Genomic DNA, 20,785 nt, shown 5'->3' on the forward strand with positions numbered 1-20,785 from the left:
ATGCACGGGGAGGGACTTAAATACAACCGAACCTGACCGACGTCCACGCTACAGGGGGGCAGTCGTGCTCGTCTCAGTGGAACGTGCAGCAAGAATGAACAGCGCGACGACAACGGCGGTGAGCGCGTAGTACGTAAGTTGAACCGCAGCAGAGAAATGCACGACGCCAGTCCCGATGAGAATCTGGACGGTGACAACGGCAATCGTAGCCACCATCGCTTGCACGGCACGGCGGTTGTCACGGCGGTGCGCCCACACGAGCGCGGCGAGCGCGGCAGTGAACACGAGCAGTTCAAGCGCGTGGTGAATTAGTTGGACGCGCGTCCCGTACACCGCAAAGACGGTGTTCCGGGAGAACACCAGCGCCACCGGAATCACCGCAAGTCCAGCCAGCGAAGCAGTGCGAATGCTCCCGAGCCCGATACCAACGAGTTCACGCATTCTGAGTGTTGTGTAGACGAGCGTCCCGAAGATAGCGAGCGCGGCGAGGTGGTGGACGGCTTGTGTGATGGGCATGTACCCCCACGGAATGAGACCGCTGAACGTCACAGTTGTGCCGCCGAGAATCACCTGAATCGGCAGCAGGACAACGGCAAGCACGCCGCCGATTTTGACGTCGCGCTGGTCGAAGTTACGCCACGCGACGGCGCCGGTACCGAGGATGAAGAAACCGACAACCATCGCGAATCCGCGGTGGAACTGCTCGATGAAGTCATGAATCCGGAGGCCCAGCGGGAGGAGTTGGCCGTTACAGGTGGGCCACTGCAGCCCACAGGTTGCACCTGACCCGGAGACGGCGGTATACTCGCCGACGAGGATGAGCGCGAACGTCAACACACTCGTCACGGCCGCGAGCTGGTAGGAGCGGCGGTCCATACCTCGGATTTTTGGACGAGCGTACGTAGGCGTGTCGTATTGGGCGTGGGCACGGCCGACCGCGAGGACTCCAGGTGAATGCGAACGGGGAGCGCAGCGATCGACAAGAGAGCCTAGTACGACAAGCGGCGACCAGCGAGAGTCGCGAGCACAGCGACCGTCGAGCAGGGCGCCAATCGTGATTCTTCACACACACTTGCTTCGACGGATGACGTAACAACATTCGACGCATTGGGATAGGTTTTTGCCCGTCGGTGCGGCAGACAACGACATGGGATTAGACGAGGACTCTCTGGACTACCACGCCAGCGACCCGCCGGGAAAAATCGAGATTTCGACAACAAAGCCAACGAACACACAGCGGGATCTCTCGCTTGCGTACTCGCCGGGCGTCGCAGCGCCGTGCCGGCACATCGACGACGACCCCGAGGACGCGTTCAAGTACACCGCGAAGGGGAACATGGTCGGCGTCGTCTCGAACGGCTCCGCCGTGCTCGGGCTCGGTGACATCGGCGCACAGGCCTCCAAACCCGTCATGGAGGGGAAAGGCGTGCTGTTCAAACGCTTCGCCGACATCGACGTCTTCGACATCGAACTCGACCAAGAAAGCGCCGACGATATCATCGAGTCGGTGGCAGCAATGGAGCCGACGTTCGGTGGCATTAACCTTGAAGACATCAAGGCGCCGGAATGTTTCGAAATTGAGACACGGCTCCGCGAGGAGATGGACATCCCCGTATTCCACGACGACCAGCACGGCACCGCCATCATCTCCGGCGCGGCACTCCTGAACGCCGCCGAAATCGCGGGCAAGGACATCGAAGACCTCGAGGTTGTCTTCTCCGGAGCGGGCGCCTCAGCCATCGCCTCCGCGAAATTCTACGTCTCGCTGGGTGTCCAGCGCGAGAACATCACGATGTGTGACTCCTCGGGCATCATCACCGAGGACCGCGACGTCAACGAGTTCAAACAAGAGTTCGCCAGCCCCGGCGAAGGCGGCGATCTCGAAGACGCCATGGAGGGCGCGGACGTCTTCGTCGGCCTCTCCGTGGGCGGCATTGTCAGCCAAGATATGGTTCGGTCGATGGCGGACAACCCCATCGTGTTCGCGATGGCGAACCCGGACCCCGAAATCGGCTATGAGGAAGCCAAGGCCGCCCGCGAGGATACGGTCATCATGGCGACCGGGCGCTCAGACTACCCTAACCAGGTGAACAACGTTCTCGGGTTCCCGTTCATCTTCCGCGGCGCGCTCGACGTCCGTGCCACCGACATCAACGAGGAAATGAAGGTCGCGTGCGCGGAAGCACTTGCAGACCTCGCCAAGCAGGACGTCCCGGACGCTGTTGTGAAGGCGTACGGCGACCAGCCGCTGCAGTTCGGATCCGAGTACATCATCCCGAAGCCGCTGGACCCGCGCGTGCTCTTCGAGGTTGCGCCCACCATCGCGGAGGCCGCCATCGACTCCGGGGTCGCACGCCGCGACCTCGACCTCGAGGAGTACCGCGAGGAACTGGAAGCCCGCCTCGGGAAGAGCCGGGAGATGATGCGCATCATCCTCAACAAGGCCAAAAGCGATCCCAAGCGCATCGCGCTCGGCGAGGGTGACGACGAGAAGATGATTCGCGCGGCCTACCAGATGCAGGAGGAAGGCATCGCCGAACCCGTGCTCATCGGCGACCGCGACACCATCGACGGTGTCGTCTCCGCGCTCGGCCTGGACTTCGAACCCGAAATCGTCGACCCCGACGAAGGCAGCCACGAAGCGTACGCCGAACGCCTCTACGAACTCCGCCAGCGCAAGGGCGTCACACGCAGCGAGGCCAAGTCGCTCGTGAAACGCGACCCGAACTACCTCGGGTCAACGATGGTCGAAGCCGGCGACGCCGACGCGCTCCTCACCGGCCTCACCCACCACTACCCATCGGCGCTGAAGCCGCCGCTGCAGGTCGTCGGCACCGCACCGGACGCCGACTACGTCGCCGGCGTCTACATGCTGACGTTCAAGAACCGCGTCATCTTCTGCGCTGACACCACAGTCAACCAGAACCCCGACGCGGACGTGCTCGCGGAAGTCGCCGAACACACCGCCGAACTCGCACGCCGATTCAACGTCGACCCACGCGTCGCAATGCTATCGTACTCGAACTTCGGCAGCGTCGACAACGAGGGCACGCGCAAGCCCCGCGACGCCGCACGCATGCTCCGCGAGAACTCCGACGTCGAATTCCCCGTTGACGGCGAGATGCAGGCCGACAGCGCGGTCGTCGAGGACATCCTCGAAGGCACCTACGAGTTCTCCGAGCTAGACGACCCCGCGAACGTGCTTATCTTCCCGAATCTCGAAGCCGGGAACATCGGCTACAAGCTCCTCCAGCGCCTCGGCGGCGCCGACGCAATCGGCCCGATGCTAGTCGGAATGGACGAACCGGTTCACGTCCTCCAGCGCGGCGACGAAGTCAAAGACATCGTAAACCTCGCAGCCGTCGCAGTCGTCGACGCCCAACAGAACGGCGAGTAGCTGCTCGAAACAGACCGTTTTTCGGCTTAGGCGACTCCCGTCTCGGTACTCGCATTCACGTCCGCCACGACTGTTTCAACATTCCCGTCAAGCGTGACGTAGTGGATGTCGCCGTTGCCATCGACGAAGACGTGTTCGAGCCGCTCATCGCCAGTCAAATTAATGCCGGCAACCGGCTCATTCACTGCTTTGGTCTGAGAGGAGAGCTGGTCTACCGTGTTATCATAATCCACGAGAGCGGGATAACTGCTACGATCAGTGATTGGCGCTCGTGCGGGTGTCGTTCCGTCAAACTGTCGCGGAGCACCAAACCCGTATCCATGAGTTCCTGAATTCGCACTGTATCCCGTGTTTAGGACCTCACCGTTGTCATAGTACTTCACGGTAGCCGAACCCCCGAGGAAGACGAGGTCGGTATCACCGTCGCCGTTGAAGTCAGCAGGTCCACCAACTGCGTTCGACTTTATGTCGGCACTCAGCCGTGACGCAGTCGTTCCCGGTTGTACGCGGTAAATATACTTGTTGTCTGTACTGGAGTAGAACACGCTGGTGTCGCCATTCCATGTGCCGACACCAATCGTCGGCCCTTGTTTACGAGCGTTGTCAGCGAGTACTTGTTTTTCGTTCTGCGAGTCCACGAGTAGGAGGGTATTTGTGTCGTTCACATACGGAACTTCAAGGAGGCCGTCGCCGTCGAAGTCCACCTCTTTCGGACCGATTGCTGTTGCAGTCGCATCATAGTACGTAATCGATTCGTTAGCATCGACGGACCGCAACGCATTGTTCTGTGTGGCGAATACGAGCTCCGAACGACTCGAGGACTCTGCGGGCGTCCGGAAGAGGAACACGTCGCGAGCGCCGGTTGGCGTGACGACAATGCGGGTGTCTGCGCGTGGCTGTAGCGAGATGTCCGTGCGTATGCGCAGGAGATTTCCGGTGCCCCATGAATCGGCGTCGAGGACAGTTGTCTCGATGTCGGTCTGGTAGTTGCCATTCACGAGCACTGAGATGGTGTCTGGGTCGGTGGATAGTGTTGACCCGCCGACGTTCTTCACGTAGAGTGTGAGTGTCTCGGAACTGTGATCGTAGATGGACTGGGGACTGCCGGCGTCGCTGACGATTTTGATTTCGGCGTCAATATCTTCGGCGTGTTGCTGGCTCTGGTCACCGAGCGCGCCGCCGAGTCGGGTTGCGCCTTCGGTAACGGTCCCCGCGACGGATGCGGCGACGAGGATGGCGGCGATGAACAACACGAGATGGGTGGACGAGACGGACGCCACTCACGCGTCCCCCCGGCACCGTACGGACATACGACGGTGTCGTCGATAACCGTGGTTGAGTATTGTGGCCGTCTATTAACAATTAGTACGCCGACAAGAACCGAGAAGGGGGTCAGTCGCTGGCGCGGCGGTCGCTACGCGAGGGTGGCGGCACCTGGGTGTCACCAGTGTTGCGTTCGGGGAGCAGACAGCGCGCGGGCTCGTCGTTGACGTGCCCGTACTGCTCGGGTTCGTTCGCGAGCACGTGTGCGGGATTGGAATTGCTATCTAACTGCGCCGCACGGACCGCCTCAAACCCGACGACGCGAGCGCGGATACCGCGCCAGTGGTGGTCGGCGGTCGCGGGCGGCGAGAATTCCTTGATCGGGCGATAGTCGTGGGCGCGCGCGGCGAGGGCCGCGGTATTGACGTCGCCCGCGAGATCGTTGTGGTCGACGAGCACGCCGATGCGCGCATCGCGTGGGGCGCGCGACGCGAGCACATCCAAGCCGAGATGGAGTGCGCGGTACTCGGCGACGTTGTTATTCGGGGCTTCATCAGGCACCGCGAAGCGGGCAACCCGCTCGCCGTCCCGGGTTTCGACGATGACGCCGAGCCCGCTCCCGTCGCGCGAGTACGAGCCGTCGGTCGCGACATAGAAGTCCCGTCGGTGAGACTGGGGAGGGTGGGCGATGTGTGGCGTCGGCGAGTCGTCGAACAGGTCTCGGAGTTTCGACCGGCCCACGATGGCCATATGCTAGGTAGCGAGCGCTGGAACTTAAGCGGTCCGCCGGTCGCGGCCCGCATCCAAAGCGATACGTGGCGTGGCCGCGACGACTCCCATATGCAGGCACGCGACCTGATGACCGAAGACGTCGAAACCGTCCACGAGGACGACGAGGTCAGCGACGTCCTCCAGCAGCTCGCCCGGCGCGAATTCACGGGGTTCCCCGTCGTGGACGACGACGACCGACTCGTCGGCGTCATCACCCAGCGCGATTTCGTGGAGCTGTTCCAACCCAAAGACCACACCGTCTGGATTCCCATCGGGCTGCCGCCATTCCTCGAGACCCTCGATTACGGCATTGACCTCTCGTGGAACGAACTGGAGACCGAACTGGACCTCGCGAAGAACGCCGGGAAGCCGGTGAAGAAAATCATGACGACAAATGTGCTCACGGTCGGCCCCGACGCGGACGTCGACGACGTGCTCGCCATCCTTGCGGCCGACGAGCGCGACGTCAACCGCGTCCCCGTCGTCAAGGACGACGTCGTAGTCGGCATCATCACCCGACAGGACATGCTGCGCGCACTCCACGAGGAGCGCAACCTGTAGCCAGCGGCGGCAAAACGGGTATGTCTCCGAAAGCGTAAACGTCACCCCGCTCGGAGATTCGACGTGACCAACTACCGGAATGCCGTACTGTTTCTGGCGCTTGCAGCGGTCTGGGGGTCGGCGTTCGCCGCCATCAAGGCTGGCCTTGACGCCGGGTTCGAGCCCGTGCTGTTCGCGGCCATTCGCTACGACGTCGCGGGCGTACTGATGCTCGCGTACGCGGCGTACGCCGCCGATAACTGGCTGCCGCAGTCGCGCGCTGACTGGACCGTCGTTGGCATCGCTGCAGTCTTCCTTATCGCTGCCTATCATGCCTTCCTCTTCGTTGGCGAACAGCAGACCACGAGCGCCGTCGCCGCCGTCGTTGTCAGCCTCAGCCCCGTGCTCACAACGGGGTTTGCGCGAGCGTTCCTTCCCTCCGAGCGCCTCTCGCTTGGCGGTATCGCAGGCCTGCTGCTCGGCCTCGTCGGTGTCGTCGTGCTCTCGAACCCCGACCCGTCGAACCTCCTCGGCGGGAGCACCGTCGGGATCCTCCTGGTGCTCGCGGCGTCGACGTGTTTCGCGCTTGGGAGCGTGCTCACCCAGCGCGTCGACGACGACCTCGACATCGAAACAATGGAAGCGTGGGCGATGCTGCTCGGCGCACTCCTCATGCACGTCGCCAGTCTCGCCCGCGGCGAGACGCAGACAATTCCCCAAAATACGGACGCATTGTTCGCCATCGCATACCTCTCGCTGGCCGCCAGCGCTGCCGGCTTCCTCGTCTACTTCGAACTGCTTGAACGACTCGGCCCCATCGAAATCAACCTCGTGAGCTACGTCGCGCCCGTCTTCGCCGCGATCGTCGGACTGGTCGTGCTCGCCGAACCAATCACCGCACACACAGTTGTCGGCTTCGCCATCATCTTCGCGGGATTCTGCCTGCTGAAGCGACGCGCGCTCGCCGCCGAACTGCGGAACGTCCGCGCCGCCTGGGGCTAACTACTTCACGCGGGCGATGCGGTCAAATTGGTCGGTACTCAGCGTGAGGTCTGCAGCGGCGAGGTTCTCGCCGAGCTGGTCGGGCGTGCGAGCACCGGTAATCGGCGCGACGACCTGCTCATGGTGAAGCAACCATGCCAACGACACCTGCGCAGGCGTCGCACCGACTTCCTCGGCGACAGCCTCGACTTCCTCAAGCGCGTCAAAGTTCTCCGGTGTGAGATACGAATCCACGAACTGCTGGTCGGTCGCGCCTCGCGTTCCCTCCGGTGGCGCCTCCCCGCGCGTGTACTTCCCCGTGAGGAACCCACCAGCCAGCGGCGACCACGGTACGACGCCGAGATCGTAGTCCCGGCACATGTCGAGGTACGTCGCCTCGATCTCGCGGTTGACAGCGTTATACCGCGGCTGAACGACCGTAAACGGCTCGTATCCCTCGCGGCGCGCGATTTCGTTGGCCTTCGCGACCTTCCACGCGTTCGGCTCGAACGTCGACGCACCGAGGTAGTGGACCTTGCCGTCGCGGACGAACTCATCGAGCGTACGCATAAACTCGCGGGCGGGCGTCCGATCATCCCACCGATGGATGTAGAGGACGTCGAGATAGTCGGTATTGAGGCGGTCAAGAATCGCGTCGACGTTGTTCCGGAGGTGTTTGCGATTGAGCCCGCGGCCGTTTGGGCCCTCGCGAGTCGGCCAGTAGATCTTGGAGGCGATGACATACTCGTCGCGGTCGCGGCTGTCGAGCCACTCGCCAATGTACTGTTCGGCGCGGCCGCTGCCGTACATATCTGCAGTGTCGATGAAACGGCCGCCAGCGTCGGCGTACGTGTCAAGAAGTTCAAGTGCGCGCTCGCGACCAACTTCAATCTCGCCAGCGTCGTTCTCGCGGCCGAACCGCCACGTCCCGAACGCGACTTCGGAGACGCGGAGGCCGGTGCGGCCGAGCGAAACAGCGTCGAGACCCATGTGGGGACCGAGATGGGCGGCGGTGTTAAGCGGCGCGTCTTCGAGCCGTTAGTTCGTGTTGTGGCGGTGACCGAGCACGAGCGCGACGACGTGGAGGGCGACCATCGCGGCGAGCGCGGTCTGTTGGGCCGTCGTGTCGGGACCAGCGAGCACGAGCGGCGTGTACAGGAACGGAAGGGCGACCGCCGCCCAGAAGCCAGCGACCTCGAAGGGCTTCAGGAGGGTGGCGGACGCGGGCGTGTTCACGGCGTCCGATGCGACCTCGGCCAGTGCGGAGCGGGAGGGGGTAGACATTGGGTCTCACCTCGTCTACTCCACCCTACTGGCGCCGACCCCATATAGGGGGTCGACCGTTGCCCGGATTTCAGTACGTTTCACCGCGAGTCACCCCGATTTCGGGACGTTTTACGATGATCTTAGAATCGGCAAGACAGTTTATAACCAATTCTAAGGGCGTTTCGGGGAATCAGTGATTCGGCCAGCCATAACCGTTATTGGCGGCGATTCGACGACTCGTGAGTCCTCCCGAGCGCTCCGGAGCCGTCATTCGGAATTCGGAGGCTTCGTTGGGCGTCCAATACCGCCACTTGACGGTCGAAGTTGTAGAAAGTGCCCGGGGAGGGTTTTGAACCCTCGATCTCCGCATGTCCCAGGTTCGAGGCTCGGCGGGCCTCGCGGACATGCTGAGCATCCACGTGGCGAGTGGGATGCCGCACCGAAGCTCGGAACCCTATGAGTGCGGCGCTATGACCAGCTAAGCCACCCGGGCTCGCTTCCGGCTAGGGGGAGGTTGCTCTTGAAGGTTCTCATCTCAATCGACGGACCCGCCGGGTTTAAGCCGAGGCGGTTGCTTCGAGCGTATATGAACGTACCTGCGCTTGTCCAGTCCTCACTTGGGGACGAGGACGTCGCCGCGCACGTGCCGCTGAAGGGGGAGGACGCGGTGTTCGTCACGCCGACGCGGACGCTTGTCTACACAGCCGACGGCCTGCTAAGCGACGAGACCGTTGATGAATTCCCACACGACGCAGAAGGCATCAAAGTTAGCGAAGGACGACGAAAATCAAAGATCACGCTGGACTACGGGCTGGACGGCGAGGAATCGTTCTCGGTACCATCGGGGAAACTCGACGACGTACTCCACCCGATTATCGCGGGCGTGCTGAACGCCGCTGACGTCACCCAGCCTGGGGAGACGGTCAAGCGTACGTACCAGTTCAGCGAACTCACACTCGTTGTGACCAGCGATCGCGTCGTGAAACACGTCGGCGCGGCCATCTGGGGCCCCGACTACGAAGAAATCGACTACGACTCGGTGACTGGCATCGACATCGAGGAAGGAAACGTCTCCAGCCAGCTCGTCCTCGAGACAACCGCTCGTACCCAGCGCATCAAAGCACCCAACGAGCAATTTCGGGACGTCCGCGAAACAGTCGAAAACGCGGTCTACGCATTCCATAACGCGGCTAACGCCGACGAATTCGAGCGCATGAACGTCAACGAGGACGCAGGCACAGCCACGAAGGAAGTGTCGTTCGAAAGTGGCGTCGAACCAATCGACACGAGCGGCGTCGGCGAAGACGACGAAGCGGCCACGAACAAGCCCGAGGCGAATACGGAAGTAAGGGCCGAGACAGGCAGGGGAGCAGGTAGCGCGGCAAGTGCAACCCAGGAACCAGCCGAGCGCCCCGACGTGGACGACGACGAGTTCGCGTCCAGTGGCTTCCAGACGGCTGCAACGCAGGTTGAACCGCCAGTCGACCCCGAAGAACTCAACGCGGAGCTCGCCGATCTCGAAGACACCATCGAGGAGTTAGCTGACGTGCTGGCCGAACAGCGCGAACTCGCCGAGCGCCAACGCGAAGCGCTCGATGCCCAACAGACGGTTATCGAAGCCCAACGCGACCGGCTCGCAGCGCTACGCGACCTTGTTGACGAAGAGTAGTTACTCGCGGCCGGTGACTTTCCGGATACACGACGACCCGAACGCGCCGAGTTCCCCGTGCTCGAAGTTGATGAAGTAGCCCGTCTCGATGGACGCACCACAGCGCCGACACGAGAATTCGCCTTCTTTCGTAATGACGTCGGATTGGAAGGAGACATAGCTGCCGCCCTGCGGCTGAACCTCCCCGCCCTCGCGTTCAACGACACCGCGGCGCTCAGCCGCTTCAAGAATCTCGCGAGTGGTCCGCGGATGCGTCGTCACAGTTTCGAGGCGGTCGATGGCGGCCGCGACGGACAACGACTCGAATTCGAGGTTCGCGAGTAGCTCCACCCCGAGTTCAACCGGGTCCTCAACGTCCCCAGCGTCGCCGTCAGTCATGTGTCGTCGTGGGGCGAGCGCGCGCTTAACGCTTGCGCGACGCCGAAGGGACAACGCTAAACCCGCCGCTCGGGTAGCAGGCGGCGATGAAACGGTACGCGGCCGGCGCCGCGCTCACGGCGGTGCTCGTGCTCGCCGTCGTGGCGCGACCGGCTGACGCGCTTGACGCGCTTCGAACCGCGCTCGCGAGCCCGTGGTTCCCCGTCTTGCTGGTCGGCCTGTACGTGGTCCGCCCGCTGCTCGGCTGGCCCATCAGCGTACTCTCCGCGCTCGTGGGCTTCCAGTACGGGCTCGTCGTGGGCGTGCCGGTCGCGCTCGCGGGCGCGGTCGTCACAAGCCTCCCGGCGTACACCGCGGGCCGCTATGCGCCCGCCGACGGCCGGCTATTCGGCCGGTTCTCGGACGGCAGCCAGCGCTTCTTCGCCGCCACGGGCGACGTCCGCGGCCTCGTCGCCGCGCGGTTCGCCCCGACACCAGCAGAACCGATTTCGGCCGCGGCAGGTGCAGGCAACGTCAGCCTCCGGTCGTTCGCGGCCGGCACGCTCGTCGGTGAACTCCCGTGGGTCTTCGCGACCGTTGCACTCGGCAGCGGCCTCGACGCGTTCACGATGGCCGCGACTGACGTGAATCCGATTGTCGTCGCAGGCGGCGTGCTCGCGGCGGCTGTGCTGTTGAGCCCCGTCGCGTACCGTGCGTGGCAGCAGCGCGCGTAGTCAGAATTTGAAGGGGTCGGCGCAGTCAGCGATGACGCCGTGCTGCGGGCAGACGTACTTGCAGTGGCGCTTGAACATCGCCGCGTCGCACATCGGACAGCGGCTGCCGCCGCGTTCGGCGTCCATCGACTGCTCGCTCATACTCACGGCTGCGTGCGCGACGAGCATAGGCGTATCCCTCGCGTGTCGGGAACGGGAGAAAACCGTAGAAGTGTGCGTTAGTCGCTCAGTTCAGCACTCGCTCCAGCCACAGGACTCGCAGGTTTTGCAGCCTTCGCTGTAGTACAGCGTCATCGAGCCACAGTCCGGGCATTCGGGGCTCTCGCCCGCGTCGATGAGCGACTGCGTGGCGTCCTCAGTCTGTTGGCCGTCGCCACCAGCGCCGGAGGGACCCTGCGGGCCGCCGACAGCCGGCTCGGAGGCAGCGCCGCCGTCAGTCTCGGGCGTCGCCGCGTCGTCGGTAACTTCGCCGAGACGCTGCTGCTGGGGGTAGGCGGCGCGGTCGACGTCACCGTCGAGGTAACGCCGCAGCGCGGTGCCGAACGCGTCCGGGATGGAGTTGACCTGTTCGCCCTTGTCCCAGGCGACCTTCGGCGAGCGGATGCCCTGCAGTTTGTCCGCGATTTCCTCGGGGTCGACGCCCGATCGCAGCGCCACGGAGATGGTCTTCGCGAGCGCTTCCGTGAACGAGCCCGTGAAGCCGCCACTGTTCCCAGTGTTCGCGAACAGCTCGAACGGCCGCTCGCGCTCGGGGTCCTCGTTGATGGTGACGTAGAGCTTCCCGTAGCCCGTATCGATGCGCTGGGTGACGCCGTGGAGGAGGTCGGGGCGAGCCTGTTTCTCGGCGAACTCGCCGTCGAAGGCGTCCTCCTCGCCCGCGAAGATGTCGCGGAGGTCCTCGCCGAATGCGGCCTGGACGTCCTCGTTGTCGAGGAAGCCCTCGATGCCGCCGAATGTCTCCTGGATGGTCTCGACGATGGCCTCGGCGGCCTCGTCCTCGTCCATCTGGGAGAATTCGGTGTTGTCCGCGCGCGTCGTCAACACCTGCTTGCTGCGGGTGCCGTCGCGGTAGACGGTGACGCCCTTCCCGCCGTTGTCGTAGATGTAGCGGTAGACCTCGTCCATGTCCTCGACGGACGCGTCGTTCGGGAAGTTACACGTCTTCGAGATGGCGGAGTCGACGCCCTGCTGGCAGGCCGTCTGGACCGCCGCGTGGTCCTTCCCGGAGAGGTCGGAGGTCACGACGAACAGTTCGCCGATGGGGTCCGGAACCGTCTCCAGCCCTTCGACGCCGTCGAATTCGTTGTTCGACATCTGCTCCTGGGCTTCCTCCTTGACGGCCTCGACGTCGATGCCGTTCTCCTCCAGCGTGCGGAGGAAGTAGTCGTCGAACTCCACGAGCATCTCGTCGCCCTGCACGTCGTCGCTGACGTTCTTGTAGTAGGCGACGTTGTAGATGGGCTCACAGCCGCCCGTGGTGTTCCCGACCATCGACGTGGTGCCGGTCGGTGCGATGGTCGTCGTGTTGTGGTTGCGAATCGGGAAGCCGTCCGCCCAGTCCGCGGGGTCCTCGCCCGTGTGGTGCTCGAACCACTCGGGGTAGTCGGTCGGGTTCGCGTACTTGGACTTGTCCCACTCGTCGAAGCTCCCGCGCTCCGTGGCGAGGTCGTGAGAGGCGGCCTTCGACCCGTGGTCGATGTGGCGCATTACCTGCCGGGCAATCTCGTTGCCCTCCTCGCTGCCGTACTTCACGCCGAGCTGGATGTACAGCTGCGCGAGACCCATGACGCCGAGGCCGACCTTCCGCATCTCGGCGACCTTCTCTTCGATCTCTTCGACCGGGAAGTCCGACATGGTGACGACGTTCTCGAGGAAGCGCGTCCCCATCTCGATGCGGTGGTCGAACTCCTCGTTGTCGAGTGCGTCCTCGAGGAAGCGGTCGACGCCCTCTTCGAGGGTGTCGAAGTCGTGCTCCTCGCTCCAGACGCGCCAGTCGGGGGCGTCCTGAGCGGCGAGCGTCGAGAGGTTGATGTGCCCGAGGTTACACGCCTCGTACTCTTCGAGGGGCTGTTCGCCGCAGGGGTTCGTCGCGAGAATGCGGTGGTCGGGGTGTTCCTCGACGTCGAAGGAGTGCTGCTTGTTGACGCGTTCGAGGTAGATGACGCCGGGTTCGCCGTTCTCGTGGGCGCCCTCGACGATGCGCTCCCAGACCAGTTCCGCGGGCAGCGTGAGCTCCTCGCCGGGCGTGACGTACTCGCCGAGCCCGTACCGGGAGTACATCTCCTTGGTCTCCTCGGTGGCGATGTGGGGCTCCTCGGTGCGCGGGTTCGTGAACGTGTACTCCTCGCCGTTCTCGAGGGCCTCCATGAAGCCGTCCGTGACGCCCACGGAGATGTTGAAGTTCGAGAGGTGGCCCTCCACGGCGTTGCGGAGGTGTTCGGGGACGCGGCCGTCCTCGTCGATGAGTTCGCGGGCCTCTTCGAGGGCTTCCGAGAACTCCGTGTACGTGTAGTCGTCGGGGTCGTTGAGTTTGAGCGTCTGCGCGAGGCTGACGTCCTTGTTCTTCGCGTGGATGAACTCGATGACGTCCGGGTGGCTGATGCGCATCACGGCCATCTGTGCGCCGCGGCGCGCGCCGCCCTGCGCGATGGTCTCGCACATCTGGTCGAACGTCTCCATGAACGTCAGCGGACCGGAGGCGATACCACCGGTGGAGCCGACGGTGTCGCCGTACGGCCGGAGCTTCCAGAACGCGTACCCCATGCCGCCGCCGGACTGGAAGACTTCCGCGGCTTCCTTGGCGGTCTGGTGGATGTCTGTGATGTCGTCGTCCGGGGAGTCGACGAAGCACGCCGAGAGCTGCTGGAGCTCGTCGCCGGCGTTCATCAGCGTCGGCGAGTTCGGCATGAAGGAGAGCTTCCCCATGAGCCGCTGGAACTCGTCGCGCTGGGCTTCGACGTGGCTGCGCACGTCGTCGTCGTCGAGTTCGGGGACGACCGTGTCGTACGCGAATTTGTTGACGTTGCTCTCGGTGAGCTCGACCTCGACGTCGTCCTCGGGGGAGACGCCCTCACCGAAGACCTCCGTGGTGAGTTCGTCGCGGCGCGGGTGGTCGGGCTTGAGCTGGTCGGGCGTGACCGTGACCGGCTCGTCGCTCTCGTAGACGACTTCCGCGAGCGCGATGTTCTTCGCGACGCGCTCGAAGAGGTCCTCCTGTTCTTCGACGTGTTCGCCGTCGGCGTTCTTGCGGAGATAGCGCGCCGGCAGGATGTTGTGGTAGGCGTTCGCAGTGAGGCGCTCCTCGAGCGAGTCGCCGGTGGTCCGCTTGATGGGCAGGTCGACTTCGTCCGCGGAGACGTTCGGCGTGCTCATTGACACTCACTCCTCAGTACAGTCCGTGTGGTGGGTTGTTGGTGTATCATGTATGGTCTACTTCCGGGTGTCGATGGGGACGACAAGGTACCGGGCACGGGAGGTTAGTAGTTGCGTTTCCGGCCCCCCGTGCTGGCGGTCCCCAAAGCGGCCCGAATCTGCGTGGCTGAACCGTTGGGCTGGGACCGATATAATGGTACCCAAAGCGCGGTGAAAGTGGTCGGCTGTGACCGGCCGAAACCCCCGACGTGGACCCGGTTTCAGTTTCGGCCGTCCAGTGGAACCGAAGGGGGCACGCGACCCGGCCCGACTGCCCCCTCGCTTAAGTCGGTGGTCTGCGTGGACCCGAGCATGCTCGCTGCACTCGTGCTCGCGCTCGGCGGCCTGACGTCCTCCCCGCTGGGCACACTACTGGTCGCGCTCGTCGCCATCACAGTCATCGTCCTCGTTGGTCGCTTCGTGCTCAGCGTCGCGTGGAAACTGCTCGTGATTGCGACCGTGCTGGTCGGCGCGGCGTGGGTCGTGACGACGCTGCTGGGCTAGACGGACGCCAAGAAATTCTCCACGAGGTCGTGCCCGGCAGCGGTGAGCACGCTCTCCGGGTGGAACTGCACGCACGTAATCGGATGTTCTTCGTGGCGCACCGCCATCGCGAGTTCGGTGCCGTCGTGGTCGGTGCGCGCCGAGACCTCGAAGCAGTCCGGAATCTCGCCGCAGGCCAGCGAGTGGTAGCGCGCCGCCGGGAACCCCTGCTCGATGCCGTCGAAGACGCCGCGGCCGTCGTGCTCGACGGGACTGGTCTTCCCGTGCATCGGCTCGGGCGCGCGGTCGACCATTCCGCCGTATTCGTAGACCGCGGCCTCCATGCCGAGGCAGACGCCGAGTGTCGGCACCTCCGTACTGACCTCGCGGAGCACGGGCGCGGTGACGCCGACGTCGCGCTCGTTCTTCGGGTGGCCGGGACCGGGACTGATGACGATGGCGTCCGGGTCAACGTCGCGCACGTCCTCGATGCTCGCGGTGTTCTTCAGCACGGTCGTCTCGGGACGCTCGCCGTCGACGCGCTGCTCGGAGACGTACTCTACGAGGTTGTACGTGAACGAGTCGAAGTTGTCCACGAAGAGGACGTTCATCCCTCCACCTCCGGCGTCTCCGGTTCCTCGTCGGCGTCCTCGCGGATGCGTTCGACGGCCGCGAGCACGCCGTTCATCTTCGCCTCCGTCTCGTCGAACTCCGCCGCGGGGTCGCTGTCTGCGACGATGCCCGCGCCAGCGCGCACGCGGAGGGTGTCCTGCTCGCCAGCATGACCGATTGTCGCGGACCGAATCGTGATGGCGAACTCGGCGTCGCCGTTCCACGAGAAGTAGCCGACGCCGCCACCGTAGATGCCGCGGGGCGACGCTTCGAGCGCGTGGATGTGCTCCATCGCACGGACCTTCGGCGCGCCGGAGAGCGTGCCCGCGGGGAAGGACGCGCGGGTCGCGTCGAAGGCGTCCCGGCCGTTCTGGAGCGTGCCGGTCACCGTGGACTCGATGTGCTGGACGTGGCTGTACTTGAGCACGCGCATGAACTCGGGGACGCGTACGCTCCCGGGCTCGCTGACGCGGCGCACGTCGTTGCGCGCGAGGTCCACGAGCATCGTGTGCTCGGCGCGCTCCTTCTCGTCGGCGAGCATCTCGCCCGCGAGCCGGCGGTCCTCAACGGGACTCGACCCACGGGGGCAGGTGCCCGCGATGGGGTTGTTGAGCACGGTGTCGTCGTGGACCGCGACCAGCGTCTCCGGACTGGCGCCGACGACCGTGCGGTCGTCGTGCGACAGCAGGAACATGTACGGCGAGGGGTTGACGTCCCGGAGCGCAGCGTAGAGACCGCGCGGGTCGACGTCGCCGTCGAGTTCCCGCGTGCGGGAGACGACCGCCTGGTACACTTCGCCGTCGAGGACTGCTTCCTTCGCCTTCGCGACGCTGTCCTCGTACTCGTCGCGGGGACCGGCGCGCTCGTCGGTGACGCGGAAGCCACCGAACTCCGGCTCGTCCGCGTCCCCGAGTTCGCGCTGCACGCGCTCGGCTTCGGCGACGAGGCTGTCGTAGACGGCGTCGGGGTCGTCCGCCTCGCTCACGAGCGGCGTGAACACCAGCGAAACGGTGTCCGTCGCGCGGTCGAAGACGAGCGTGCGCGTCGTGAGCACGAACTCGGCGTCGGGCAGCGGCGTGTCGGGGCGCTCGACGCCGACCTCTTCGAGCCAGAGGTCGTAGACCGCGTCGTACGCGAGGAAGCCGACGAGCCCGCCGTCGAGCAACTGGCGGTCCTCGTCGGGGAAGCCGCGGCGTTCGACGTCCGGGAGCGCGCCCCGGAGCTGGTCGAGCACGTCGCCGTCGCCGGCGTCCAGGGATTCCGTGACGCGGTCGTCGCGGAGCGCCTGTACTTCGGTCCCGTCGGGGTGGGCGGTGACGACGGCGGCGGGGTCGTAGCCGACGAACGAGTAGCGCGCGTGGCGGTCCTCGGTCGCGTCCGACGGCCGGAACGCGCCGTCCGGGTCGCTCGCCGACGTCTTCTCGGCGCTCTCCAGCAGGAAGCCATAATCTCCCTCCGTGAGCGTGGCGTACGCCGACAGCGGCGAGACGCCGACGTCGAGTTCGGCGGCGACGCGGACCACGGCGGGACCGTCGGCCGCGAGGTCGGCGAACTCGTCACGGGTGGTGTCCAGTCCCGCGGCGGCCTCGTCGTCGTCGGTCACGCTTCCACCTCCCGGTGTCCGGTCGCGTTCGCGACGAACCGCCGGACTGCGTCGTGGTCCTTCTCGCCGCCAGTGCGCTCGACGCCGGACGCGACGTCCACCGCGAACGGCTCGACTGTCTCGACGGCTTCCGCGACGTTCTCGGGCGTGAGCCCGCCCGCGAGCACGACCGGCGAGTCCACGCTGTCGGCGAACTCGCGGGTCGCGTCCCAGTCGTGCGTGCGGCCCGTGCCGCCCGCGCCTTCCTCGTCCATGGAATCTACGAGGAGCGCGTCGGCGACGTCGTCGTAGCGCGCGCCCTCAGGGTCGGCAGCGTCGACGGTCTTCAGCACGGCTGCCGAGGTGTTCGCCGCGACGTACGCGACATCACTCACGGGGCCGTCGCCGTGGAGTTGGACGGCGTCCGGGTTCACGCGGTCGACGAGTTCGACCGCGCGCTCCGGAGATTCGGGCATCGTCACGAGCGCGGTGGTGACGAACGGCGGCGCGGCGGCGACGAGGTCGGCTGCTCGCTCGACGCTCACCTCGCGGGGCGTATCCACGGGCACGTCGACGATGAACCCGAGCGCGTCCGCGCCGGCGTCGACGGCCGCACGGCGGTCGCGGTCGTTCGTGAGCCCGCAGATTTTCGCGCGCGTCATCGCGTCGCCGTCGCGGGGTCGCGGAGCGTCTCCAGCGTCTCCCCGGCGGCACCGGAGTCGATGGCTTCGGCGGCGCGCTCCGCGCCTTCCTCCAGCGAGTCGGCTTCGCCGGCGACGTAGATGGCCGCGCCCGCGTTCGCGAGAATGATGTCGCGCTTCGGGCCGGTCACGTCGCCAGTGACGATGCCGCGGAGGTCGCGGGCGTTCTCCTCGGGCGTGCCGCCCGAGACTTCCTCGATGGGCGCCTCTTCCAGCCCGAAGTCCGCGGGCGTGACCGTGTACTCCTCGATGTCGCCGTCGTCGAGTTCGGCGACGACGGACTCGCCGTGGAGCGCGAACTCGTCGAGGCCGTCGCCGTGGACGACGAGCGCGCGGTCGACGCCCATGTGCGAGAGCGCGCGAGCGAGCACGGGCACGAGGTCGGGGTCGTAGACGCCCACGACCTGTGCGTCCGCGCCCGCGGGGTTCGTGAGCGGGCCGAGCACGTTGAAGATGGTGCGGATGCCGAGCTCGCGGCGCGGCCCGATGACCGCCTTCATCGCGGGGTGGAACGCGGGCGCGTGCATGTAGCCGATGCCGTGCTCCTCGATGGTCTCCTCGACCGCCTCCGGGCTGGCGTCGAGGTCGACGCCCACCTCTTCGAGCACGTCCGAACTCCCCGACGACGAGGAGACGGAGTAGTTGCCGTGTTTCGCGACCGGAACGCCGGCGCCAGCGACCACCATCGTCGACGTCGTGGAGACGTTGATAGTGTCGTAGTCGTCGCCGCCGGTCCCGCACGTGTCGACGAGCGGTTCGCGGTCCGGGTCGATGGTGTGGGCAGCGTCGCGCATCCCCTGCGCGAACCCCGCGATTTCGGTCTCGGTCTCGCCTTTCGCGCGGAGCGCGGCGAGCAGCGCGCCGATTTCAGCGTCTGTCGCGTCCTCGAACAGTCGGGTGACGGCGTCACGCGCTTCGTCGAGGGTGAGGTCCTCGCCGGCGGTGACGCGCTCGATGTATTCCTCCATTATGGACACCAGTGTACTTCTTCGCGTTATAGTGTACAACTCTGTACAGCGACTTAACTCTGCCGGGGCACACACCCCCACGCAGGTACCGATTCGAAACCTTCAACTATACCCCCGGACTACGCTGGAATGCGTTCGAAGACCGCCGCGGGTTGGTGGTCTAGTCAGGCTATGACACCTCCTTGACATGGAGGAGGTCGGCGGTTCAAATCCGCCCCAACCCACTACACTCCCTCCGGTCGTGTTAACCGCACGACGGCGGGAACTTTTCCACAACTTTTGGCGCTGAGAACGACGTTTATCGCTCTCAATTCATTCCGCTTCGCAACGGCCCACTACGATGTCCGGGGATTAGGACCTAATTCATGGCAGGTATGCGTTCCATGTAAGTTTAGGGGAGGATGGAAGCGACGGGAAGGCGCCTAAGTGGATGTGAGTTGGAACAATAATTGGAACAAGACTGTTTGGAGATAGTGTAGCCCGCTCGCAAAATATGGGGATTGACCGAACTTGTAGTGGGATATCTTCAACCAAAAGGTTTAAATTGATGCATAGTCTTGGTAAGAGAGGCGAGATAGGTTCTGCAACTGTTTTTCTGTTGCACAACCGTGGGTAAGTAGTTTCCTGTCAACGCTTCCCGATTATTATGAGCACCCATAGCCAGCAGCAATCAGATCGTACCAAACCCAGAAGCAAAGACCGATTTCGGGATTGGTCCCAGATAAAACTGCGAGTGCAGCCCACACTTCGTGATTTTGTCCGCGACTCAGGAAAGCCATATGATGAGCCAGATGCAAATAATGCTACTAAACTGTATCATCCAAGTGATTATCCAGATAGTGGACTGTCCGAGGAACGGTGGAAGAGACTGGATGGATACAATTCTGGTATTACAAACCTCAAATGGAGTAATAGCCCCTATATTACATATCAGTTAAATCGCCATCATATCCTCGCCCTTACAAGTCAATTGGAGTTAAGTAGAAGACAGCGAAGAAGAGTCTATAACCGATTTATGCAGTTAGAATTGGGGAAATGGGGTGTATCTGCCAATCTTATCGCCTTCTGTGTCTGTGCTGTTACAATCCATACGGACAGCACTTATCGAGAATACCATCCAAATCAAGATAGCGAAAACAAGGACGAGATATTTGTCCGAGTAAGGGACAGCCTCGGTTTACGGAAAGGATCGGTCCGTAAGTTCTACTCAAAGTATGAAAACTACATCAGCAACAGTTCTAATGGCAATTTCAACTATTTAGAGTTTCAGAAGCGATTGACCAACAAGGAGGGTATTTAAACCCTATTCCATTCTTTTAGATGAGGAGATTGAGGACGTAATGTTATGAGATAACTCAAATATAAATGTTAACGTATAGATTGGTAATAGCGAGAAGGAAGGACCCTCATTACAAATCCCGAATTAGGACTAGTCCAGACTCGGGGAAAGATTCAGAAAATGCGGCCCCTTCTCGTCGTTAAGGTTTAGACGGAAAAAGACCAATTCTGTGCGATCACCTCAATTCAATCCTCATACTTGTCTATCGTGGTCGCACCTTCAGCAAACCCCTTCTATGACGTTTAGATTGGTGACTAATTTTTCCCCGTCTTAACAACTGTTGATGTATTTCGCACCGTGTAATTGGATTATTTGTCAATACGCTAAGTTTGGATAGATACCTATAAACAGCAAACTTCTGCTCTTCCCGCCTTCCAGACCATTAATATATTATTCATGGTAATTTATGTTTGATATGTTCTGCACACTATGGGTTTTGCGCAAATATCTACAGGAAATTTGATGCAATAGAATCCCAACGTTCGATCCGAAATCTGGTTTAGATCACGAATTATGAATTGAAGTACCAAACCGCACTAGTGCAACTTCTCCCACTATTTATAATATCGGCTTGAGTAGATAGATTCAGTACATCACAAAGCCGCTTAGTTAGAACGTCTGCTTGCTGAAGGTGTGTCTACGACCCAGCAAGCAGACAGTGAGATTCACGAGGACCAGCTCCTTAACTTCCTCGTCAACTGCCTTGACGAG

General features: G+C 63.2%; 18 protein-coding genes and 2 tRNA genes. 7 read left to right on the forward strand and 13 right to left on the reverse strand.

Annotation, left to right across the window (positions count from 1 at the left end):
• Window positions 1-48: 48 nt before the first annotated feature.
• Window positions 49-876 carry a COX15/CtaA family protein gene (locus LPA46_RS13340; protein ID WP_230889483.1) on the reverse strand — a complete coding sequence of 276 codons (828 nt, stop codon included), beginning with the start codon at window positions 874-876 and terminating at the stop codon, window positions 49-51.
• Window positions 877-1,147: 271 nt separating this feature from the next.
• Between LPA46_RS13340 and LPA46_RS13345 the strand changes: the two genes are divergently transcribed.
• Window positions 1,148-3,397: an NADP-dependent malic enzyme gene (locus tag LPA46_RS13345; RefSeq protein ID WP_230892896.1), complete on the forward strand. Its 2,250-nt coding sequence runs from the start codon at window positions 1,148-1,150 to the stop codon at window positions 3,395-3,397.
• A gap of 26 nt (window positions 3,398-3,423) precedes the next feature.
• On the opposite strand, the gene LPA46_RS13350 is transcribed toward LPA46_RS13345, so the two are convergent.
• Both LPA46_RS13350 and LPA46_RS13355 read right to left on the reverse strand, forming a co-directional pair.
• Window positions 3,424-4,677 carry a hypothetical protein gene (locus tag LPA46_RS13350; protein WP_230892897.1) on the reverse strand — a complete coding sequence of 418 codons (1,254 nt, stop codon included), beginning with the start codon at window positions 4,675-4,677 and terminating at the stop codon, window positions 3,424-3,426.
• Between the two features lie 112 nt (window positions 4,678-4,789).
• Window positions 4,790-5,410, reverse strand: a complete 621-nt coding sequence (locus LPA46_RS13355; protein ID WP_230892898.1) for a ribonuclease H — start codon at window positions 5,408-5,410, stop codon at window positions 4,790-4,792.
• A 90-nt stretch (window positions 5,411-5,500) separates the two neighbouring features.
• On the opposite strand from LPA46_RS13355, the gene LPA46_RS13360 reads away from it, so the two are divergent.
• Window positions 5,501-5,992 (forward strand): CBS domain-containing protein, encoded by a 492-nt coding sequence (locus tag LPA46_RS13360; RefSeq protein ID WP_230889487.1) that lies wholly within the window; start codon window positions 5,501-5,503, stop codon window positions 5,990-5,992.
• Window positions 5,993-6,055: 63 nt separating this feature from the next.
• A complete protein-coding gene (locus LPA46_RS13365; protein WP_230892899.1) occupies window positions 6,056-6,973 on the forward strand; it encodes a DMT family transporter in 918 nt (305 codons plus the stop codon).
• On the opposite strand, the gene LPA46_RS13370 is transcribed toward LPA46_RS13365, so the two are convergent.
• From LPA46_RS13370 to LPA46_RS13380, 3 genes are all read right to left on the reverse strand, one after another.
• Complete coding sequence (locus LPA46_RS13370) at window positions 6,974-7,942, reverse strand: aldo/keto reductase (RefSeq protein ID WP_230892900.1); 969 nt, start codon at window positions 7,940-7,942, stop codon at window positions 6,974-6,976.
• A gap of 48 nt (window positions 7,943-7,990) precedes the next feature.
• The gene (locus tag LPA46_RS13375) at window positions 7,991-8,236 is read right to left on the reverse strand and encodes a hypothetical protein (RefSeq protein ID WP_230889490.1); all 246 of its coding nucleotides are present in this window, start codon (window positions 8,234-8,236) and stop codon (window positions 7,991-7,993) included.
• A gap of 316 nt (window positions 8,237-8,552) precedes the next feature.
• Window positions 8,553-8,711 (reverse strand) — tRNA-Met (locus tag LPA46_RS13380).
• A 93-nt stretch (window positions 8,712-8,804) separates the two neighbouring features.
• On the opposite strand from LPA46_RS13380, the gene LPA46_RS13385 reads away from it, so the two are divergent.
• Window positions 8,805-9,887, forward strand: a complete 1,083-nt coding sequence (locus LPA46_RS13385; protein ID WP_230892901.1) for a DUF7115 domain-containing protein — start codon at window positions 8,805-8,807, stop codon at window positions 9,885-9,887.
• Here LPA46_RS13385 and LPA46_RS13390 read toward each other — a convergent pair whose 3' ends face one another.
• Window positions 9,888-10,265: a DUF5830 family protein gene (locus tag LPA46_RS13390; protein ID WP_230889492.1), complete on the reverse strand. Its 378-nt coding sequence runs from the start codon at window positions 10,263-10,265 to the stop codon at window positions 9,888-9,890.
• Window positions 10,266-10,351: 86 nt separating this feature from the next.
• Here LPA46_RS13390 and LPA46_RS13395 point away from each other — a divergent pair, with 86 nt between their 5' ends.
• Entirely contained in the window at window positions 10,352-10,978 is a 627-nt protein-coding gene (locus LPA46_RS13395; protein WP_230892902.1) for a TVP38/TMEM64 family protein, read from the forward strand.
• Here LPA46_RS13395 and LPA46_RS13400 read toward each other — a convergent pair whose 3' ends face one another.
• Together LPA46_RS13400 and LPA46_RS13405 are read right to left on the reverse strand one after the other, a co-directional pair.
• On the reverse strand, window positions 10,979-11,119 hold the full coding sequence (locus LPA46_RS13400; protein ID WP_230889601.1) for an HVO_2523 family zinc finger protein: 141 nt from the start codon (window positions 11,117-11,119) through the stop codon (window positions 10,979-10,981).
• A gap of 90 nt (window positions 11,120-11,209) precedes the next feature.
• A complete protein-coding gene (locus LPA46_RS13405) occupies window positions 11,210-14,350 on the reverse strand; it encodes an adenosylcobalamin-dependent ribonucleoside-diphosphate reductase (protein ID WP_230892903.1) in 3,141 nt (1,046 codons plus the stop codon).
• Between the two features lie 351 nt (window positions 14,351-14,701).
• Between LPA46_RS13405 and LPA46_RS13410 the strand changes: the two genes are divergently transcribed.
• On the forward strand, window positions 14,702-14,893 hold the full coding sequence (locus tag LPA46_RS13410; protein WP_230892904.1) for a hypothetical protein: 192 nt from the start codon (window positions 14,702-14,704) through the stop codon (window positions 14,891-14,893).
• On the opposite strand, the gene trpG is transcribed toward LPA46_RS13410, so the two are convergent.
• Genes trpG through trpD form a run of 4 tightly spaced genes read right to left on the reverse strand, consistent with a single transcriptional unit; the run spans window position 14,890 to window position 18,735 of the window.
• Window positions 14,890-15,483: an anthranilate synthase component II gene (trpG, locus tag LPA46_RS13415; RefSeq protein WP_230892905.1), complete on the reverse strand. Its 594-nt coding sequence runs from the start codon at window positions 15,481-15,483 to the stop codon at window positions 14,890-14,892. The genes LPA46_RS13410 and trpG overlap by 4 nt on opposite strands.
• On the reverse strand, window positions 15,480-17,057 hold the full coding sequence (gene trpE / locus LPA46_RS13420) for an anthranilate synthase component I (RefSeq protein ID WP_230892911.1): 1,578 nt from the start codon (window positions 17,055-17,057) through the stop codon (window positions 15,480-15,482). Before trpE ends, trpG begins: the two co-directional genes overlap by 4 nt.
• A 26-nt stretch (window positions 17,058-17,083) precedes the next feature.
• Complete coding sequence (locus LPA46_RS13425) at window positions 17,084-17,728, reverse strand: phosphoribosylanthranilate isomerase (RefSeq protein WP_230892906.1); 645 nt, start codon at window positions 17,726-17,728, stop codon at window positions 17,084-17,086.
• Window positions 17,725-18,735 carry an anthranilate phosphoribosyltransferase gene (gene trpD, locus LPA46_RS13430; protein ID WP_230892907.1) on the reverse strand — a complete coding sequence of 337 codons (1,011 nt, stop codon included), beginning with the start codon at window positions 18,733-18,735 and terminating at the stop codon, window positions 17,725-17,727. Before trpD ends, LPA46_RS13425 begins: the two co-directional genes overlap by 4 nt.
• Window positions 18,736-18,884: 149 nt before the next feature.
• Here trpD and LPA46_RS13435 point away from each other — a divergent pair.
• Window positions 18,885-18,959 (forward strand) — tRNA-Val (locus LPA46_RS13435).
• The last annotated feature ends 1,826 nt before the right edge of the window (window positions 18,960-20,785 follow it).

The organism is Halobacterium sp. KA-6, assembly GCF_021029015.1.
Lineage (GTDB): Archaea > Halobacteriota > Halobacteria > Halobacteriales > Halobacteriaceae > Halobacterium.

Bases quoted from the DNA above. Each gene is read 5' to 3' on its own strand.
- LPA46_RS13340 (WP_230889483.1), bottom strand. From the start codon at position 876: ATGGACCGCCGCTCCTACCAGCTCGCGGCCGTGACGAGTGTGTTGACG.
- LPA46_RS13345 (WP_230892896.1), top strand. From the start codon at position 1,148: ATGGGATTAGACGAGGACTCTCTGGACTACCACGCCAGCGACCCGCCG.
- LPA46_RS13355 (WP_230892898.1), bottom strand. From the start codon at position 5,410: ATGGCCATCGTGGGCCGGTCGAAACTCCGAGACCTGTTCGACGACTCG.
- LPA46_RS13360 (WP_230889487.1), top strand. From the start codon at position 5,501: ATGCAGGCACGCGACCTGATGACCGAAGACGTCGAAACCGTCCACGAG.
- LPA46_RS13370 (WP_230892900.1), bottom strand. From the start codon at position 7,942: ATGGGTCTCGACGCTGTTTCGCTCGGCCGCACCGGCCTCCGCGTCTCC.
- LPA46_RS13375 (WP_230889490.1), bottom strand. From the start codon at position 8,236: ATGTCTACCCCCTCCCGCTCCGCACTGGCCGAGGTCGCATCGGACGCC.
- LPA46_RS13385 (WP_230892901.1), top strand. From the start codon at position 8,805: ATGAACGTACCTGCGCTTGTCCAGTCCTCACTTGGGGACGAGGACGTC.
- LPA46_RS13390 (WP_230889492.1), bottom strand. From the start codon at position 10,265: ATGACTGACGGCGACGCTGGGGACGTTGAGGACCCGGTTGAACTCGGG.
- LPA46_RS13395 (WP_230892902.1), top strand. From the start codon at position 10,352: ATGAAACGGTACGCGGCCGGCGCCGCGCTCACGGCGGTGCTCGTGCTC.
- LPA46_RS13400 (WP_230889601.1), bottom strand. From the start codon at position 11,119: ATGAGCGAGCAGTCGATGGACGCCGAACGCGGCGGCAGCCGCTGTCCG.
- LPA46_RS13405 (WP_230892903.1), bottom strand. From the start codon at position 14,350: ATGAGCACGCCGAACGTCTCCGCGGACGAAGTCGACCTGCCCATCAAG.
- LPA46_RS13410 (WP_230892904.1), top strand. From the start codon at position 14,702: ATGCTCGCTGCACTCGTGCTCGCGCTCGGCGGCCTGACGTCCTCCCCG.
- trpG (WP_230892905.1), bottom strand. From the start codon at position 15,483: ATGAACGTCCTCTTCGTGGACAACTTCGACTCGTTCACGTACAACCTC.
- LPA46_RS13425 (WP_230892906.1), bottom strand. From the start codon at position 17,728: ATGACGCGCGCGAAAATCTGCGGGCTCACGAACGACCGCGACCGCCGT.
- trpD (WP_230892907.1), bottom strand. From the start codon at position 18,735: ATGGAGGAATACATCGAGCGCGTCACCGCCGGCGAGGACCTCACCCTC.